13 protein-coding genes are annotated in these 18,092 nt (G+C 69.6%); 8 read left to right on the forward strand and 5 right to left on the reverse strand.

Going from position 1 to position 18,092, the window contains the following annotated elements:
• Positions 1 to 133: 133 nt before the first annotated feature.
• From gyrA to JRI60_RS45630, 3 genes are all read right to left on the reverse strand, one after another.
• Complete coding sequence (gene gyrA, locus JRI60_RS45620) at positions 134 to 2,890, reverse strand: DNA gyrase subunit A (RefSeq protein ID WP_204222357.1); 2,757 nt, start codon at positions 2,888 to 2,890, stop codon at positions 134 to 136.
• Between the two features lie 185 nt (positions 2,891 to 3,075).
• The gene (locus JRI60_RS45625) at positions 3,076 to 4,230 is read right to left on the reverse strand and encodes a hypothetical protein (protein WP_204222358.1); all 1,155 of its coding nucleotides are present in this window, start codon (positions 4,228 to 4,230) and stop codon (positions 3,076 to 3,078) included.
• A gap of 25 nt (positions 4,231 to 4,255) precedes the next feature.
• Positions 4,256 to 5,062, reverse strand: coding sequence for a tetratricopeptide repeat protein (locus JRI60_RS45630; RefSeq protein ID WP_204222359.1), 807 nt, complete (start codon positions 5,060 to 5,062; stop codon positions 4,256 to 4,258).
• 190 nt (positions 5,063 to 5,252) lie between these two features.
• Here JRI60_RS45630 and JRI60_RS45635 point away from each other — a divergent pair, with 190 nt between their 5' ends.
• Positions 5,253 to 5,804: a DUF1579 family protein gene (locus tag JRI60_RS45635; protein WP_204222360.1), complete on the forward strand. Its 552-nt coding sequence runs from the start codon at positions 5,253 to 5,255 to the stop codon at positions 5,802 to 5,804.
• Between the two features lie 12 nt (positions 5,805 to 5,816).
• On the opposite strand, the gene ung is transcribed toward JRI60_RS45635, so the two are convergent.
• Complete coding sequence (ung, locus tag JRI60_RS45640) at positions 5,817 to 6,491, reverse strand: uracil-DNA glycosylase (protein ID WP_204229378.1); 675 nt, start codon at positions 6,489 to 6,491, stop codon at positions 5,817 to 5,819.
• 200 nt (positions 6,492 to 6,691) lie between these two features.
• Here ung and JRI60_RS45645 point away from each other — a divergent pair, with 200 nt between their 5' ends.
• From JRI60_RS45645 to JRI60_RS45675, 7 genes are all read left to right on the forward strand, one after another.
• Positions 6,692 to 7,525: a hypothetical protein gene (locus JRI60_RS45645; protein ID WP_204222361.1), complete on the forward strand. Its 834-nt coding sequence runs from the start codon at positions 6,692 to 6,694 to the stop codon at positions 7,523 to 7,525.
• A gap of 105 nt (positions 7,526 to 7,630) precedes the next feature.
• Positions 7,631 to 9,400 (forward strand): CpaF family protein, encoded by a 1,770-nt coding sequence (locus JRI60_RS45650; RefSeq protein ID WP_204222362.1) that lies wholly within the window; start codon positions 7,631 to 7,633, stop codon positions 9,398 to 9,400.
• A 91-nt stretch (positions 9,401 to 9,491) separates the two neighbouring features.
• The gene (locus JRI60_RS45655; RefSeq protein ID WP_204222363.1) at positions 9,492 to 10,397 is read left to right on the forward strand and encodes a hypothetical protein; all 906 of its coding nucleotides are present in this window, start codon (positions 9,492 to 9,494) and stop codon (positions 10,395 to 10,397) included.
• Positions 10,398 to 10,405: 8 nt separating this feature from the next.
• Positions 10,406 to 12,013, forward strand: a complete 1,608-nt coding sequence (locus tag JRI60_RS45660; protein WP_204222364.1) for a PE-PGRS family protein — start codon at positions 10,406 to 10,408, stop codon at positions 12,011 to 12,013.
• Between the two features lie 107 nt (positions 12,014 to 12,120).
• Positions 12,121 to 13,722, forward strand: a complete 1,602-nt coding sequence (locus JRI60_RS54825) for a DUF1565 domain-containing protein (RefSeq protein ID WP_204222365.1) — start codon at positions 12,121 to 12,123, stop codon at positions 13,720 to 13,722.
• A 106-nt stretch (positions 13,723 to 13,828) separates the two neighbouring features.
• Entirely contained in the window at positions 13,829 to 15,412 is a 1,584-nt protein-coding gene (locus tag JRI60_RS54830) for a DUF1565 domain-containing protein (RefSeq protein WP_275439072.1), read from the forward strand.
• Between the two features lie 87 nt (positions 15,413 to 15,499).
• Entirely contained in the window at positions 15,500 to 17,254 is a 1,755-nt protein-coding gene (locus JRI60_RS45675) for a serine/threonine-protein kinase (protein ID WP_204222366.1), read from the forward strand.
• Positions 17,255 to 17,290: 36 nt separating this feature from the next.
• Here the strand turns inward: JRI60_RS45675 and JRI60_RS45680 are convergent, their stop codons facing one another.
• On the reverse strand, positions 17,291 to 18,058 hold the full coding sequence (locus JRI60_RS45680; protein WP_204222367.1) for a transglycosylase domain-containing protein: 768 nt from the start codon (positions 18,056 to 18,058) through the stop codon (positions 17,291 to 17,293).
• Positions 18,059 to 18,092 lie beyond the last annotated feature (34 nt).

Raw genomic sequence — 18,092 nt, forward strand, 5'->3', positions numbered from 1 at the left:
CGCGAAGAGGGCCGGAGGAGGGAAATCCCTCACCCCAGCCCTCTCCCAGGGGGAGAGGGGGTTTACACGGGTTCGACTCGCGGCCCGTGAGACCCTCACCCCGTCCCTCTCCCGGAGGGAGAGGGGTTCTTGCTTACTCCTCGGACTCCGGCTCCGACGACTCCGTGGACTCCTCGGCGGTCGACGCTTCGGCCGCGGGCTCGGTGGACTCCGACGACGCGGACGCCTCCGCCACCACCGCCTCGCCTCCGTTCTCCTCGCCCTCCTCCTCCGACTCCGGCAGCTTCGAGATGCCCGTCACCTTCTCCTCCGCGCTCTCCAGCGCGATCAGCCTCACACCCTGCGTGTTGCGGCCGATGACGGAGATCTCCTTCGCCTTCATCCGAATGAGCATCCCGCCGTTGGTGACCAGCATCACCTCGTCCTTGTCCGTCACCTGCAGCAGGCCCACCACCTTGCCATTCCTCTCGGTGGCCTTGATGTCGATGATGCCCTTGCCGCCTCGGCCCTGCTGACGGTACTCGCCCTCCTCCGTCCGCTTGCCGTAGCCGTTCTCCGTCACCGTCAGCACCGTGGTGTCCTTCTCCACCAGGTCCGCACCCACCACCTCGTCGCCATCCTCCAGCGTGATTCCCTTCACGCCGTAGGCATCCCGGCCCATCGAGCGCACTTCCGTCTCCGGGAAGCGGATGCTCATGCCGTTGGCCGTGGACAGCAGGATGTCCTTCGAGCCGTCGGTGATCTTCACCGCCACCAGCTCGTCCCCCTCCTCGATGCCCAGCGCCCGGATACCGCTGGAGCGCACGTTCGAGAAGGCCGACAGGTCCGTCCTCTTCACCACGCCACGCTTCGTCACGAAGAAGACGAACTGGTTCTCGCCGAACTCCTTCGTCACCAGCACCTGCGCCAGCCGCTCGCCCTCGCCCAGCTGCACCAGGTTCACGATCGGCTTGCCTCGCGACGTGCGGCCCGCCAGCGGAATCTCGTGCACCTTCAGCCAGTACAGCCGGCCCGTGTTGGTGATCGGCATCAGGTACGCGTGCGTGCTCGCCACGAACAGGTCGGTGACGAAATCGTCCTCCTTCGTCGTCGCCCCCGTCTTGCCTCGCCCGCCTCGCTTCTGCGCCCGGTACTCCGTCAGCGCCGAGCGCTTCACGTACCCCGTGTGCGACAGCGTCACCACCATCGTCTCCTCGGCGATGAGGTCCTCGCTGGTGATCTCCTCCGCCGCGCCGGTGATCTCCGTGCGCCGCTTGTCGCCGTAGCGCTCGCGGATCTCCCTGAGCTCCGTCCGGATGACGTTGAGCAGGCTCGACTCGTTGGCCAGGATGTCCTCCAGGCGGAGGATCTCCCTCACCAGGTCCACCAGCTCGCGGAACAGCTCCTCGCGCTGCAGGCCCGTGAGGCGCTGCAGGCGCATCTCGAGGATGTTCTTCGCCTGCTCCTCGCTGAAGCCCGAGCCCTCGTACCGGTGCTCCAGCCCCGAGTAGCTCGGCACCTCGTCGCGCGCCCTCGAGACCAGCAGCTCCATCTGCGCCTTCGCCTTGGCGTAGTCGATGCGCTGCAGGTTCTTGAAGTTCTCCCGCTCGTAGAGCGCGGGCGACAGGATGTTCATCAAGCCCCAACGCGCCTCGTCCGGATCCCTCGAGGCACGGATCAGGCTCACCACCAGGTCGATGAGGTCCTGCGCGACCAGCAAGCCCTCGACGATGTGGCGGCGGGCCCGCGCCTTGCGCAGCTCGTAGCGGCTGCGGCGCGTCACCACGTCCCGGCGGTGCGCGATGAAGCGCTCCAGCAGCTCCTTGAGCGTGAGCGTGCGCGGCTGGCCCGCGTCGATGGCCAGCATCACCGCGCCGAAGGTGGTCTCCATCGCGGTGTTGGCGAACAGGTTGTTGAGCACCACGGCGGAGATGGCGTCGCGCTTGAGCTCCACCACGATGCGCATGCCCTGCCGGTCGCTCTCGTCGCGGATGTCGCTGATGCCCTCCAGCTTCTTCTCGCGCACCAGGTCGGCGATCTTCTCGATGAGCCGCGCCTTGTTCACCTGGTAGGGAATCTCCGTGACGATGATGCTCTCACGGTCACCCTTCTTGGAGGTCTCGATCTCCGTGCGGGCCCGGACGGTGATCTGCCCACGGCCCGTCTCGTAGGCGCGCAGGATGCCCTCCCGGCCGGTGATGATGCCGGCGGTGGGGAAGTCCGGCCCGGGGATGAACTGCATCAAGTCCCGAACGGTGGCCTCGGGATGGTCGATCAGGTGCAGCGTCCCGTCGATGACCTCGGTCATGTTGTGCGGCGGGATGTTGGTGGTCATACCCACCGCGATGCCCGTGCTGCCGTTGACCAGGAGGTTGGGGAACTTGGTGGGGAGGACCAGCGGCTCCACGGTGGAGTCGTCGTAGTTGGGACCGAAGTCGATGGTCTCCTTGTCGATGTCCGCCAGCATCTCCTCGGCCAGGCGGTCCATGCGCACTTCCGTGTAGCGCATGGCCGCTGGCGAGTCGCCGTCCACGGAGCCGAAGTTGCCCTGGCCGTCCACCAGCAGGTAGCGGAGGCTCCACTCCTGGGCCAGACGCACCATGGCGTCGTAGACGGCGGTGTCGCCGTGCGGGTGGTACTTACCAATCACGTCACCCACCACGCGCGCGCTCTTCTTGTAGGCACGGTTGTGGTAGTTGCCCAGGTCGTTCATCGCGTACAGCACGCGGCGATGCACGGGCTTGAGGCCGTCACGGACGTCGGGCAGCGCGCGCCCGATGATGACGGACATCGAGTAGTCGAGATACGAACGGCGCATCTCGTCTTCGATGTTGACGGGGATGAGTTCTCCCACGCTGCCCTGAGGAGGAGCGGGGGGCGTTGCCGGCTTGTCGGTGGTGTCGTCGGCCATGAAATCGAGGGTCAGGGGTGGGGCCCGCACGATGGGGGCCCGTCAGGGTAACGTGCCTACGTAACCCCCGGATTTTCCAGCGTCAACAAGGGAAACACGGGGGTGACGAGGGGTAGGCGGAAAGAGGAGCCAGAAGTCGCCTGGCTGGGGGGCATCGGACACCTCGTCCGACCCCATCCGAACCTCTAACCGATGACCGAGCGCGCTTGTTGCACCAGATTCACCAGGCGTGACGAATCCCTCCACCCGCGCAGGGCGGAGCTTCCAATTCCGTGCCTCTGGATGAGTTCCCGGAGGACTCCGCGAACCCGCTCGCCATCCGCGCCGCCGCGCGACTCATCCGCCCGCCAGGCCAGCTCCTCCAGGCGAGCCCAGCGCGCGGCCAGCCAGCGCTCCTCCTCGGGAATATCCTGGCGCTGAGCGTCCCACAGCTCATAGGCCACTTCGATCAGTGCCGCCCGGGCGTCCGCCAGGCGTTCCGTGGCCAACAGCCGGATGCGCGGGACGTACTCGCGCTCGAACATCCACCAGAGCACCTCGGGGAACTCGGCGTCCTCGAGCACCAGCGGGGCCACCCGAGCCTGGGCCATCCGGCTCAGCAGGGCATGGGCCTCCTGGAACCAGTAGGCGGCGTGCAACAGGCGCTCGGGGCCGTTGCGCGGCGGGTGGAGCGGCGCCCGGGTGGACTGCTTGCGGAAATCCTCCACCATGCCGCCAATCGCATCCACTCCGGAGAGCCGGTTCCACAACGACACCAGCGCCGCCTGTCCTCTCGGCCACCACAGGCTCAGCTCCTCCCGTTGCGCGCTCGTGAACGGGATGCGGCCCGTGATTGGCAGGGGCCGCGCGAAGAGCGACTCCAGCAGCTCCCCGAAGGCCGAGGCCTCCCGGAGCGCCGGCAGCGTGTCCGGGAGCACCTCCACCGCCGTGCTCCACCGCTGCTGGGGCGGCACCATGCGCGGGATGGTGAGCAGCCAGTCCTCCAGGGCCACCATCAGGCTCCCGAGGGGCTCTTGGGCGCTCCGCCCCAGCTTGCGAGCCAGGTCCCGGGCGAGCTGGTCCCTCAGCGAGCGCACCTCGAAGATGCCGCGGACGGTGGGGTTGCTGGTGGGCCAGGACTCGGCCTCGGCGCGGCGGACGGCGTAGGCGAGCACCTCGTCCACCTTCTGCTGATGGGCCGCCACCTCGCGCAGGAGGGGCATCTGCTTGCGCAGCGCCGCCTCCCACCCGGAATCGGCCAGGGCCAGCACCAGGCCGTAGTAGCGCTTCCGGGCGGGCTCCAGCACCACTCCCCGGCCCTCCAGGCGCAACTGGTACTCGTCCTCGACGGGTGCTCCCATGGTGGACGCAGTATAGCCCCGGGGCTCAGCTCGCCTGGGCCAGCGGATCCTTGGGACGCAGCGGGGTGGCGAGCCGCTCGGCCTCGGCACCCAGGGGACCCTCCGGGTCCAGCGACTTCGCGCGCTCGAAGGCGGCGAGGGCGCCCTCCCGGTCCCCCCTCAGCTTGAGCGCCACGCCCACGTTGAGGTGCGCGCCGACGTTGTCGCGGTCCATGGCGAGCGCCTCGCGGAAGTGGGCCAGGGCATCGTCCAGGTCACCAGCCAGCAGGGCCTCCTTGCCGGCCTGCACGCGCTTGTCCGCGTCGTTGACGAACTCCACCTGCAGCAGGCTGCCGCCGGCCACGGTGACGATGAGCGCGCGGAGGATGCCACCCCAGTAGAAGGTGAGGCCCTCGGCGGCCACCACGGCGGCGATGGGCAGATCCGGCAGCAGCTGCTTGCCCCGGAACTTGAAGCGCACCTTGGTGTAGCGGCCCTTGTTGGCCCAGTGGACGAGCTCCTCGCGCATCTTGCGCAGGCTCTCCTCCACCCGCTTGGGGTCGATCTCGAAGGGCAGCGCGCGACCGCCCTCCACGGGCTCCCCGGCCGGCAGGGCCTTCATCTCGGGCGTCTCGGGCGTCTCGAGCGCCTCGCTCGGAGCGGTCTGCTCGGGCGCGGGGGGCGCCACCGGGGCGGCGCGCTTCTTCGCGGCGGCGGGTTTCTTCGCCGGAGCCACACGCTTCTTCACGGACGCGGGGCGCTTCTTCGCGGGGGCGGCGCTCTTCTTCTTCGGAGCCGCTCGGACGGCCTTCTTCTGGCTCGCCGAGGCCTTGCGGGGTGCGGTCTTCGCCATGGACGCGACTCTAACCAGTCGCGGGCCGGCTTGCTCGTCGAGGCGCACCGACATGTCGATCCGACACGTCAACGCCGCGTCAATGAGCAGTCTGAAGGGCGGCGTCCGGCGTCTGGCCCGTCAGACACGCGTGCTTTGCATGGCATGCGCTTTGCGTCTGAATCCGGATATCGAGGAGAGAGAAGAAGTCATGGACACGAGCAGGAAGACGGCGTTGGCAACCGACTCGCGGATCGACCCCCAGGCCGAACGCTTCATGGAAGAGACGGTCCACCACGCCCAACCCTGTTCCGCTCACGCGCTCCTGGCCTCGTGGGCCGGTACCTGGAAGGTGCGGACGAGGAACTGGATGGGCTCGTGGGTGGAGTCGACGGGCACGGTGAAGATGCGGATGACGCTCGGCGGGCGCTACCTCGAGGAGACCTATACCAGCACCGTCCTGGGCCATTCCTTCGAGGGACGCACCGTCTACGGCTACGACAACGCCCAGGACGTGTTCGTGATGATGACGTACGGCAGCATGGGCACGGGCCTCACCCTGCGCGAGGGCACGCTCGATGCGAGCGGCAGGGTCATCACCTTCCGGAACGCGACCGGCGGGAGCGAGCGCGTGGTGATTCGCATGGAGGGCCCCAACGCGCTCGTCGCGGAGATGTTCGATGGGGAGCCGGGCCCCGATGAGGTGCGGGTGGTGGAAGCCAGGTACACCCGCGCTCGCTCCGTCTGGGGACTCGGCACCTGAGGCATCCCCCCCTCACGCCGGCAGGCGCCAGTCGATGGGCTCGCGCCCCGCCTTCTTCAGCGCCTCGTTGGTGAGGCTGAAGGGCTTGCTCCCGAAGAAGCCCTTCTTCGCCGACAGCGGCGAGGGATGCGGTGCCTTCAGGACGATGTGCCGCGAGGTGTCGATGAGCGCCTCCTTCTTCTGCGCGTAGCTGCCCCACAGCAGGAACACCACCGGCTCCGGCTCGTCGCTCACCTTCTGGATGACCGCGTCGGTGAAGGCCTCCCAGCCGTGCCCCTCGTGGGCGTTGGCCTGCCCCTCGCGCACCGTCAGCACCGCGTTGAGCAGCAGCACCCCCTGCTTCGCCCACGGCACCAGCGAGCCGTCCTTCGGCTTCGGCACGCCCAGGTCGCTCTGGAGCTCCTTGAAGATGTTCACCAGCGAGGGCGGTGGCTTCACCCCCGGCTGCACCGAGAACGCCAGCCCGTGCGCCTGTCCCGGCCCGTGGTACGGGTCCTGCCCGAGCAACAGCACCTTCACCTCGTCGTACGGCGTCAGCCGGAAGGCCGAGAACAGGTCCTCCTCGGACGGGTACACCGTGTGCTCGCGCCGCTCCCGCGTGACGAACGCCTCCAGCTCCGCGAACCCAGGGCTCGCCAGCACGTCCTTCAGCACCTTCTTCCAGTCCGCCGGCAGCCGGTCCTTCATCGCACCCATCGCGCCTCCGAGTCAGGGCTCATCACCTACGGAGCACCCGTCCACCCTACTTCAGCGGTCATGTGGCGTGGGTGTCTTTTTCACGTCGGTCCGATTCACGGTGGGTCGAGCATTCCAGGCCGGGCCATACCTCGCGTATTGAGGAGTCGAGGATGCGCCCCGGGTGGACCGGGGCGGGAGGAGGTCTACACATGGGAGCGCCGAGACTCGCGTTCACGGTGATGCACGCCGCCTTCGATCCCACACGGGTGGAGCTGGCGCGGAGGTTGGAGGAGCGGTTGCGCCAGTCGCTGGGCACGAGGGACGTGCTCCACGTGGAGCGGGACACCGTGCGCCGTGGCGTGTGGAACGTGGCCAGCGCGTGCTGGCGGTGGGGCATCGCCCAGGCCGAGCACGGCATCACCCACGTGGTGCTGCTCAATGACGACGCCGTGCCCTGCGCCGGCTTCGTGGAGGCGGTCCGCGCGGCGCTGGCCGTGAGGCCTCGGCACCCCGTCTGCTTCTACGCGAACCATGAGACGGCGCGGCTCGCGTACGAGCAGGGAGATGCGTGGTGGACCTCGGACGATGGGCTGGTGGGTGTGACGTGCGCTCTTCCGGTGGAGCTGGCGCGCGACTTCCTGGAGTGGGAGCACGCCTCGCTGGTGGAGCGCCCCCCTCCGGGGCTCTCGGACGACGGGCGGCTCAACGTGTGGGCCATGGCGCACGAGCGGAAGATCTGGCACGCCAGGGGCCTCGTGGAGCATGCCATCCCGGACGAGAGCCTCATCGGCAACCAGGGGCATGAGGGGCGCACCTCGCTCACGCCCCTGCCGGCCAGTGAGGAGGAGGCCCGTGCCATCGACTGGACCCGGGGGCTGGAGGAGCCGCTGCACGTGCTGGTGTACGGGGTCTCTCCCATCCACCTGCTGAGGGAGATCAAGCCCGAGGTGCGCTCCCGGATGGGGCTGGAGCAGGTCGTCGATCGCCTCTGGGGCGAGGCGGCACCCCGGGCGCGTGAGTTCTACGGCCGCATGAGGCCGTGACACAGGCGGAACACCCGCGTTTCCCCCCGTCCGCCGCCCCACCTGACAAGCAACCGAGCCCTCCTCTTGGGCTCGGGCCATTGTCGGGCTACCCTCGGGGACGCCATGTCGATGTACAACGAGTCGCTCCGCGCGTTCCTCAAGCCCGTCCTCCCCTATCTCGACGACCCGTCGGTCTCAGAGATCATGATCAACGGGCCCACCGATGTCTGGATCGAACGCAAGGGCAAGGTCTCCAAGACCGATGCCACGTTCACCGAGGAAGGTCTGATCGGCGCCGCGCGCAACATGGCGCAGTTCGTCGGCCGCCTCCTCAACGACGAGCGTCCCCGCCTCGACGCGCGCCTGCCCGACGGCAGCCGCATCCACGTCGTCATCCCGCCCATCGCCCGCAAGGGCACCACCATCTCCATCCGCAAGTTCTTCAAGGACAAGCTCACCATCGAGTCCTTGATCAAGTTCAAGTCGATGACCAAGGAGATGGCGCGCCTCATCGACGCGGGCATCCACACCAAGCTCAACATGCTGGTGTCCGGCGGCACGGGCTCGGGCAAGACGACCCTGCTCAACATCGTCTCCTCCCTCATCCCCGACGAGGAGCGCATCCTCACCATCGAGGACTCGGCCGAGCTCCAGCTCAACCAGTCCCACCTCGTCCCCTTCGAGAGCCGGCCCCCGGACAAGTTCGGCAAGGGCGGCGTGGACATGGGAGACCTGCTGCACTCGGCCCTGCGTCTGCGCCCGGACCGCATCGTCGTGGGCGAGGTGCGCGGCGGCGAGGCCTTCCACCTCGTTCAGGCGATGAACACGGGCCACGGCGGTTCGCTCGCCACCACCCACGCCAACACCCCCACGGACACGCTGCGCCGCATCGAGTCGCTGTGCCTCATGTCCGGCATCGAGCTGCCCATGGTGGCCATCCGCGCCCAGGTGGCCAGCGCCATCAACTTCGTCATCTGCTGCGAGCGCCTCCACGACGGCAGCCGCAAGACGATTGCCCTCTCCGAGGTGCTCCCGCTCAGCGAGAAGGGCGAGTACCGCACCCAGGACATCTTCGTCTTCACCCCGGTGACGAAGGACGAGGACGGCCACATCCTCGGCTACCACGCGCCCACCGGCATCATCCCCACCTTCGTGGACAGGGCGCGCGCCTACGGCTTCTCCGACCTGGACGAGTCCTTCTTCGACCCGGCCACCTACGGCCTGCCCCCGCCCCCCTCCTTCCGCCTGGGCGAGACGTACGCCGTGCGCTGGGCCCCCTCGCTCAAGCACCGCGAGCGCGGCGAGCGCGACCCGGACAGCTTCAAGAAGGAGTGGCTGGCCTTCGAGCAGCGGCTCAAGGACGAGGCCCACGACGCCAAGGACGGCAAGCCCCCGGCGCCCGCCACCCCGGCGGTGCAGGTGCAGGTGCCCGCCAACCTGCCCACCCCGCCCAAGGCGCCCGCCGCCCGCGGCGGCCCCGCCCTCCGGCCCAACCTTCCCGCCAACAAGCCCCCTCCTCCCCCGGATGACGACCGGACGCCGCCGCCCACGCGCAACCCCTTCGCCTCCGAGGAGGATGGACCCGGCGCCCCGGACGACGAGCCCAAGGTGCAGGTGGCCGCGGACCTCCTGGCCGAGGACGAGACCCAGGGCCGCGGCATCGTCCCGCCGCGCCCCACCCGCTCGTCCACGCCCCAGCCGCAGCGCTCGGGCCCCACCACCGGCGTCCGCCCCGCGATGGCTCCTCCCGCCCGCCGGCCCGCCGCCATGCCCCCCGCCCGGCCCGCCCTCGCCCCTCCCGTGCCCGACGAGGACCTGGAGGACGAGCCCCGGGAGCTGGACAACTCCGAGAAGACACACATCCGGCCCATGCCGGACAAGCCGCGCCGCTGAGCCCCTCCGGGCGCCTCCGCCCATCGCGCACCCGGCGTCACTGACGGTACGTCTCCTTGCGGCAAGCGCTACATGAGGGGAAAGTGGCGCCGTGTTCCTTCCACTCCTCGCCACGCTCGCCGTGCTCGGCCAGGCGCCCGCGTCCTCCGAGGCGCCCCTCACCGTGCTGATCGCCCCGCCCGAGGCCGCGGGCGTCCCCTCCCACATCATCTCCTTCGCCCAGGAGCATGTGGCCGAGCAGCTCAAGACGCAGGGCCTGCAGGTGGTCCTCACCTCGGACTTGTCCCAGCTGCTGTCGCCCGCCCAGCGCAAGTCGGTGCTCGGGTGCAACCGGCTGGAGCCCGCCTGCCGCATCACCCTGGGCGAGGCGGCCGAGGCCGACGTGGTGATGATCACCGAGCTGGTGCAGTTCCTCAGCGGCTACCGGGTGGGACTCAAGGCCTACGCCACGCGCGACGGCGAGCTGCTCGCCGAGCACTACGAGCCCGGAGTCCGCGAGGACCTGTTGCTCGACGCGCTCACCCGGGCCAGTGAACGGGTGGTGCCCCCGGTGCTCCAGGCCCTGCGCCCGACGCAGGCCCCCATCGTCGAGACGCCGCTGCCGGAGCTCACCCCGGTGCAGCCCCCCACGCAGCCGAAACCCGAGCTGACGGCCACCCGCTCGGGCCCGCCGGGCTGGGCCTGGGTGCCCGCCGCCGGAGGCGCGGTGATGCTGGGCGTGGGGACGGTCTTCCTCGTGAAGGCGGGCCAGGACTACCAGGAGCTGAAGGACCAGAAGTTCGAGGACCTCGAACGCGGTGCCCAGCTCAAGGAGTCCGGCCAGAGAGCGCAGAACCTGAGCCGGATCGCCTATGCGGTGGGCGCGGCGGGCGTGGTGACGAGCGGGCTCATCTATCTGCTGTCGGGCAAGGACAAGAAAGAGGCGGTGGAGGTACGACCCACCGCTTCCGTGGGAAATGGCGGCGGGATGGTGGGGCTGGTGGGGACACTGCCGTGAGGATGCACATGCTCGAGACGAAGAAGCTGTTCGCCGCGGGGCTCGCGCTGGCGTCGCTGGCCACCACCGGCTGTTTTGACTTCGACACGGCGTTCACCGAGTGCGTGAGGAATGGGCACTGCAATCCGCCCTCCGGCACATGCGACCCCACGCTGCCGGACCCGCTGGATGACGCCTTCGCCGACGCCAACTGCGACGGCGTGGATGGTGATGCCGACGCCGGCTTCTTCGTCGACCCCGTCGCCGGTCAGAACGTCAATCCCGGTACCCTCAAGGCTCCGTTCAGGACCCTCTCGTACGCCCTTCCGTTCGCCGCCGATGCCGGCAAGGTGCTCTACCTCGCACAGGGCACCTACAACGAGCCGGCGCTCCGGCTCGAGCGGCCCGTGTCGCTCCGTGGCGGCTATTCCAGGCTCGAGGACGGCGGCTGGGCTCGCGGCAATGAGTTCGACACCCGCATCAACGGCGGCCCCATCGGCCTGACGGTGAGCGGGTTGGAGGACGCCACGCTCGTGCTGGATCGCCTGCACATCACTTCCTCCACGCCTCCCGATGCCGGAGGGGCCTCCATCGGGCTGCGGGTGCTCAACTCGCTCGACGTGCAATTGAATCATGTGACCGTGGAAGCAGGGCGCGGCGCGGATGGACTGCCGGGTAGTTCGCCCGTGCTAAACCCCCAGGCGGGTGCGGATGGCGGGCCGGGGCAGAGCACCAGCGAAGCCACACAGAACACCCGCGCCGATGGTGGCTCTCCTGGCGTCAACAGTTGCGGCGCTGGCATTCAGGGAGGCCGGGGTGGGCAGGGCGGAACCAACGCTCAACTCGCCGCCAATGGAGAAGGAGGAATTCCCTTCGCTGACGGAGGTATCGCCGGAGTGCGGCAGGAAGAGAGCTGCCCCGGAGGTACGTGCAAATGCCTTGGAGATCCAGGCGGAAGGGGCCTGGATGGCGTTGAAGGAGATGCCGGAACGGACGGCACGTCGGGAGATGGCATCGGCCAGTTGGAGGGCAACACCTGGATCGCGCATGGCAGCGCGGATGGTGGTTCTGGCTCTCCAGGCGGAGGGGGTGGCGGAGGTGGCGGCGGGAGCTATTGTGTCGTCAACGCCGTGAGCCAGGCGTACTCGGAAGGTGGCGGTGGAGGGGGTGGTGGCGCGGGCGGCTGCCCCGGCCTCGGCGCGAGCGGTGGCAGCGGTGGAGGTGCCTCCATCGCCGTGCTGCTCATCAATGGGCGAGTGAAGTTGGAGTCTTCCATGCTCAAGACGGCTGGCGGTGGACAAGGGGGACGTGGCGGCACAGGTGGCAACGGCGGTGCCGGCGGCAAGGGAGGACCCGGCGGGTCGGCCTACACGCATCGAGTCTCTCTCTCCCCAACACTCAGCGCGGAGAGCACCGGGGGCACAGGCGGCAATGGTGGCAATGGCGGCAACGGTGGCCGCGGAGGTCATGGCGGCAACGGCGGAGGTGGACCGTCCGTGGGCATCTGGTGCGACTCCAGCTCGTCCTTCTCCCAGGAGCGTACGGTCTTTTCCCTCGGCGACGGAGGCATGCCGGGCAATGGCCCCGCTCCGACAGGCGAACCGGGCATCATGGAAGAGCAGTACCGGTGTCAGTAAGAGCTGGCATGCTCAGTCCCCAACCCGGTGCTTCGGCGTCCTCCATGTGAGGGCACCAGGCACCGGGTTTCTTCATTTCAGAACGCAGTCTCCGTACGGAGCACCCGATGAAGCGCCTCATATCCTGGCTCGCCCTGCCCTTGCTCGTGGCCGGCTGCACCACACCCGGCTCCGGTGAGGAGCCCGGCCCCTCCTGCCCCGATGCAACGGCGTGTCCCTGCCAGCCCGGCCAGACAGACCTGCCGGACGACTCCTTCCAGGACTCCAACTGTGATGGCGTGGACGGCACCGCCAGTGCCGCCCTCTTCGTCGACCCCACCTCCGGCCAGGACATCAACACCGGTACCCGCGAGGCTCCGCTCAAGACCCTCTCGTATGCCATCCAACGCGCCGCCAACCAGGGCAAGGCGCTCTACCTGGCCCAGGGCACCTATGACGAGCCAGCACTCGTGCTCGACAAGCCCGTGTCTCTCTACGGCGGCTACTCCGGCGTGAGTGGCGGCTGGGCTCGCGGCAACTACACCACCCAACTGCGTGGCGGCGGCGTCGGCCTGACGGTGAGCGGGCTGGGCAAGGACGCTGGCGTCACCCTCGAGCGCATGCGCATCACCTCCGCTTCGGCCACCGACGCAGGTGCTCCGTCCATCGGCGTGCGGGTGATGTACTCGGGGGGAGTGAAGCTGCGCTACGTGGAGGTGCTGGCCGGGGCCGGTGCTCCGGGGACTCCAGGCTCCACTCCTCCACCCAACCCCCAGGGCGGTGTGCAGGGTGGCATGGGGCAGAGCACCACCAATGAAGCCACACCGAACACGCGAGCCGGTGGTGGCGCGCCTGGTGTCGGCGGCTGTAGCTCCGACCTGGCGGGCCGAGGTGGACAGGGCGGTGTCTACGGTGTGGAGCCCACCCGGGGCGAGGCGGGCATTCCCGCCTCTGACGGGGGAACTGCCGGACCCAACGTGGTCTTGAACAACTGCCCGACCACCATCCCCACCTGCCAGTGCAACGGGATTGCAGGTGGCAAGGGCCAGGATGGCGTCGAGGGTGAGGCTGGCACGGATGGCCGCGCGGGTGATGGCATCGGCCGGTTGGCGGGCGACTCCTGGATGGCGAATGTCGGCGGGGATGGCGGGCTCGGCCATCCCGGAGGAGCAGGCGGCGGCGGTGGCGGCGGCAGTTACTGTAGCACCGAATGGCTGCGGGCGACCGAGGCGTCGGGTGGGGGCGGCGGGGGAGGAGGTACGGGGGGTTGCCCGGGAACGGGGGCAACTGGTGGCAGCGGCGGTGGCGCCTCCATCGCCGTGCTGCTCATCAACGGACTCGTGGAGTTGGAGTCCGCCACGCTCAAAACGACCGGCGGTGGACAGGGAGGTGCCGGTGCGCAGGGTGGCTCCGGTGGTCCCGGCGGCCTCGGAGGAGCCGGGGGGACGGGCTACACACAAAGGACCGATTTCACGGTGAATGGTACGCCGTATCGCGCGGAATCCATCGGAGGCCCGGGCGGTGCGGGCGGCAACGGGGGAGTAGGAGGCCGCGGTGGCCATGGTGGCAACGGGGGCGGTGGCCCTTCCGTGGGTGTCTGGTGTGATGCCACCTCGACCTTCACCCAACGGGACACGGTCTTCGACCTCGGTCCCGGAGGCCGGCCCGGCAACGGTCCCGCCCCCACCGGCGAAACGGGCCTCCGGGGCCAGTCCTACCAGTGCCAGTAGGGACTGGCATGCTCGGTTCCCACCCGGTGCTTCGGTGTCCTCCATGTGAGAACGCCCTGCGCCGGGTTTCTCCATTTCAAGACGCAGTCCCCGTACGGAGCACACGATGAAGCGCCTCATGCCCTGGCTCGCCCTGCCCTTGCTCGTGGCCGGCTGCACCACACCCGGCTCCGGTGAGGAGCCTGGCCCTTCCTGCCCCGACGCAGCGGCGTGTCCCTGTCAGCCCGGCCAGACAGACCTGCCGGACGACTCCTTCCAGGACTCCAACTGCGATGGCGTGGACGGCACCGCCAGTGCCGCCCTCTTCGTCGACCCCGCCTCCGGCCAGGACATCAACACCGGCACCCGTGAGGCTCCGCTCAAGACCCTCTCGTACGCCCTCCAGCGCGTCGCCAACCAGGGCAAGGCGCTCTACCTGGCCCAGGGTACCTATGACGAGCCGTCGCTCGTGCTCGACAAGCCCGTGTCTCTCTACGGCGGCTACTCCGGTGTGGAGGGCGGCTGGGCTCGCGGCAACTACACCACCCATCTGCGTGGCGGCGGCGTCGGCCTGACGGTGAGCGGGCTGGGCAAGGACGCTGGCATCACCCTCGAGCGCATGCGCATCACCTCCGCTTCGGCCACCGACGCGGGCACTCCGTCCATCGGCGTGCGGGTGATGTACTCGGGGGGAGTGAAGCTGCGCTATGTGGAGGTGCTGGCCGGAGCCGGTGCACCGGGCACTCCAGGCTCCACTCCTCCACCCAACCTCCAGGGGGGCGTGGATGGCGGCGTGGGGCAGAGCACATTCCAGGCGACCTCTCCCACGCGTGCCGATGGTGGCGCTCCTGGCGTCGGTGGCTGCAGTTCCGACCCGGCGGGCCGTGGTGGACAGGGCGGTGACTTCCTCACATCCGCCACCGACGGGGAATCAGGCATCCCCTCCGCTGACGGGGGCATCGCAGGAGGACGGCGGGAAGAGAGCTGTCCCGGCACTTGTCAGTGCATCGGGAATCCTGGGGGCAAGGGACAGGATGGCGCCGAGGGTGCGCCCGGAACGGACGGTACCCCAGGCGATGGCATTGGCCAGTTGCAGGGTGACTCCTGGATGGCGCATGTCGGCGCGACTGGCGGACCAGGCGCTCCTGGTGGAGGAGGCGGCGGGGGTGGAGGAGGTGGCTACTGTGAACTCACGACTTCGACCAGCGTGATCTCGCAGGGTGGCGGTGGAGGAGGTGGGGGCACGGGCGGCTGCCCGGGGATGGGAGCAACTGGAGGCAGTGGCGGTGGCGCCTCCATCGCCGTGCTGCTCATCAACGGACTCGTGGAGTTGGAGTCCGCCACGCTCAAGACGACGGGTGGAGGACAGGGAGGTGCCGGTGCGCACGGCGGTGCTGGCGGTCCTGGTGGCCGCGGCGGAGCCGGGGGGACTGCCTACACGCGCACGAGCAATTACTCAGGGCTTGTGGTGGATAGCACCGGAGGCCCGGGTGGTGCGGGCGGTAACGGGGGAGTGGGAGGCCGCGGCGGCCACGGTGGCAACGGAGGCGGTGGCCCCTCCGTGGGTGTCTGGTGTGATGCCACCTCGACCTTCATCCAGCGGGACACGGTCTTCGACCTCGGTCCCGGAGGCCGGCCCGGCAACGGTCCCGCCCCCACCGGCGAGACAGGCCTCCGGGGCCAGTCCTACCAGTGCCCCTCCGCCCCATGAGAAGGTGAGCCCCTGCTGATCCACCCCTCCTGCTCGCTCGCTTGTGGGAATCCGCCCCCGGTCTGCTAGCCTGGGGCTCCTTCCCCGATGGCTGATCCTCGTACCTGCGAAACTTGCGGTCTCGCCGTCCCGGCGGACACGGACTTCTGCCCGCGTGACGGCACCGTGCTGCTGGGCTCCTCCACGTCGTCGCTCTTCCCCGACGATCAGGCGAGCTCCCGGCGTACCTCGCCCGGAAGGACCGTGCACGTCATGGAAGACCCCTCCGCGCAGGATCCCCTGGTCGGTCTGAAGCTGGGTGAGTACGAGCTGCGCCAGCGCATCGGCGTGGGTGGCATGGGCCTGGTGTACGACGGCATCCAGCCCCTCATCGGCAAGCGCGTGGCGGTGAAGGTGCTGCGCCCGGAGCTGGCCGCCGCCGAGGAGCAGGTGGCGCGTCTGCTCGCCGAGGCCCGCGCCGTCAACGCCATCCGCCACCGGGGCATCGTCGACATCTTCGGCTTCGGCCAGGTCCCCGATGGCCGCCAGTACATCATCATGGAGTACCTCGAGGGCGTCGCCCTCGACGCGTACCTGGCCGAGAAGGGCCGGCTGCCCGTCTCCGAGGTGCTCGACATCCTCGACGAGGTGCTCAGCGCCCTGGGCGCCGCGCACGGGGCCGGTGTCGTCCACCGCGACCTCAAGCCGAGCAACATCTTCCTCGTGCAGCAGCCGGACGGCTCGCGCTACGTGAAGCTGCTGGACTTCGGTCTGGCCAAGATGGGCCTGCCCGCCGGCCGCACCGCGCAGACGCGCACGGACATGGTGGTGGGCACCCCGGAGTACATGGCGCCCGAGCAGGCCCGCGGCCAGCCCGTGGGCCCCATGACGGACCTCTACGCCCTGGGCGTGGTGGCCTTCGAGATGGTCACCGGCCGGCTGCCCTTCACCGGCTCCTCCCCGGTGGACCTGCTGATGAAGCACGTGGACGCGCGGCCCCCGAGGCCCTCGGAGTTCGTCTCCGAGCTGCCCGCCGCCCTCGACGCCTTCGTCCTCCAGATGCTCACCAAGGACCCGGAGGCGCGTCCCGGGTCCGCCGAGCAGCTGCGCCGCCAGCTCCTGCGGCTGCGCGATGCCCTCCACACCCCGGTGCATCCCCCGGCCCCGGCCCCGCAGGCCAAGCCCACGGTCCCGGAGCACCCCGTCAAGGTGCACCCGGAGAACCCGGAGCCGACCGCGCCCTCGAAGGTCTCCACCCCGCCCCCGGCTCCCGAGGCGGCGCGGCCCGAGCCCGCTCCCGAGGACGTGCGCACCCCGGCGGTCGCCTCTCCGCTCAAGCGCCTGCTGCCCGTGGGCCTGGGCGCCGTCGCGCTGGCGGCCGTCGGTGGCATCGTGTTCGCCCTGCGCGAGCCACCGCCCACTCCTCCGCCCCAGGTCACCGTCACGCAGCCGAAGCCCCAGCCCGCGCCGGAGGTCCAGCCCTCCACGGGGACGACCCAGGCCCAGCAGGGCACTCCGGCCACGCCCCCCGACGCGGGCACCGGCCTGGCCGTGACGCAGCCGGAGAAGCCCGCGGACAACGCGGTGCAGCCGGTGGCCCATCACGAGACCTCGGACACGCCAACGGTGGTGCCCAAGGCCCGCCCGGCCCCTACCCAGGCCGCGCTCCTGCGCCGCATCGAGCAGCTCGAGCGCCAGGTGGCCACCGGATTCGGCAGGGACGGCCAGAAGCTGAGCCCGGCCACGCACTCCACCCTCGAGAAGCTCCGCAGGAAGGCCGAGACGGCGGGGACTCCGGAACAGCGCCGCGAGATGGCCTCGCAGCTGGACAGCTGGGAGAAGCTGTTCCTGCGCCGCAAGTGAAGCGGGCCCGGCCCCTGGCCAGGCCCCTTCGCCTCCTCAGCGCACGCAGTCCACCGGCTGGGACCGGGCGTTGGACGCCCGCTCCTCGGTGACGAGCTTGTAGGCCGCCAGGTCGTCCAGCAGCACGTCCCGGTTCTGCCGGATGAGGCTCGCGTTCCGGCAGAAGACGGCGTCCTGGTAGAAGGAGTGGGGCGGCAGGGTGAGCGCCAGCTCGGCCAGCTCCGGCAACTGGAGCGTGTCCAGCTCGCGCCTGAACACCTTGAACGCCGCGTCCTCCACCCCGACGATGCCCCGGTCGAAGTAGAGGGCCGACAGGTCATAGGCGATGAGCTGATCCTTCTGCAGGAAGGAATGCAGGCGGTGGGTGGCCACCGTCAGCTCCACGTTGCCCTGGATGCCGAGAGCCATGGCCAGCCGCGTGGCGATGAGCCGCTCGCAGGCGCCGTCTCCCGGTGGCTCGGAGCCGAAGGTGAGCAGGGAGAAGAGACGCCAGGCCCAGGCGGGGCCGTCCTCGCGCGGCGTCTGGAAGTAGGTGGGGCACCCGAGCTGCGCGATGTAGAGGGCCACCAGGTCCTTGGGCAGGCGCGCGAACTCCGGCCGCTTGTATTCGATGGAGCGCGAGCGGTCGAACGTGCCCGCGCGCAGGCTCATGCGCTCGCCCTCGATGGAGTTGCGCAGCTGCTTCTCCAGGTCGAACTCCGTCTCCAGCTGGGGCAGCTTGCTGGCGGCATGGAGGTACACGGCCGGCAGCGCCACGCCCGCCAGCCCGATGAGGAACAGCACCAACCAGAGCAGGGTCTTCACGCCCCCCAGGTTATCAAAGGGCGACGCCGGGCCG

Source organism: Archangium violaceum, assembly GCF_016887565.1.
Taxonomy (GTDB): Bacteria; Myxococcota; Myxococcia; order Myxococcales; family Myxococcaceae; genus Archangium; species Archangium violaceum_B.

Coding starts and splice junctions, on each gene's coding strand:
- gyrA (WP_204222357.1), bottom strand. CDS start 2,890: ATGGCCGACGACACCACCGACAAGCCGGCAACGCCCCCCGCTCCTCCT.
- JRI60_RS45625 (WP_204222358.1), bottom strand. CDS start 4,230: ATGGGAGCACCCGTCGAGGACGAGTACCAGTTGCGCCTGGAGGGCCGG.
- JRI60_RS45630 (WP_204222359.1), bottom strand. CDS start 5,062: ATGGCGAAGACCGCACCCCGCAAGGCCTCGGCGAGCCAGAAGAAGGCC.
- JRI60_RS45635 (WP_204222360.1), top strand. CDS start 5,253: ATGGACACGAGCAGGAAGACGGCGTTGGCAACCGACTCGCGGATCGAC.
- ung (WP_204229378.1), bottom strand. CDS start 6,491: ATGAAGGACCGGCTGCCGGCGGACTGGAAGAAGGTGCTGAAGGACGTG.
- JRI60_RS45645 (WP_204222361.1), top strand. CDS start 6,692: ATGGGAGCGCCGAGACTCGCGTTCACGGTGATGCACGCCGCCTTCGAT.
- JRI60_RS45650 (WP_204222362.1), top strand. CDS start 7,631: ATGTCGATGTACAACGAGTCGCTCCGCGCGTTCCTCAAGCCCGTCCTC.
- JRI60_RS45660 (WP_204222364.1), top strand. CDS start 10,406: ATGCTCGAGACGAAGAAGCTGTTCGCCGCGGGGCTCGCGCTGGCGTCG.
- JRI60_RS54825 (WP_204222365.1), top strand. CDS start 12,121: ATGAAGCGCCTCATATCCTGGCTCGCCCTGCCCTTGCTCGTGGCCGGC.
- JRI60_RS54830 (WP_275439072.1), top strand. CDS start 13,829: ATGAAGCGCCTCATGCCCTGGCTCGCCCTGCCCTTGCTCGTGGCCGGC.
- JRI60_RS45675 (WP_204222366.1), top strand. CDS start 15,500: ATGGCTGATCCTCGTACCTGCGAAACTTGCGGTCTCGCCGTCCCGGCG.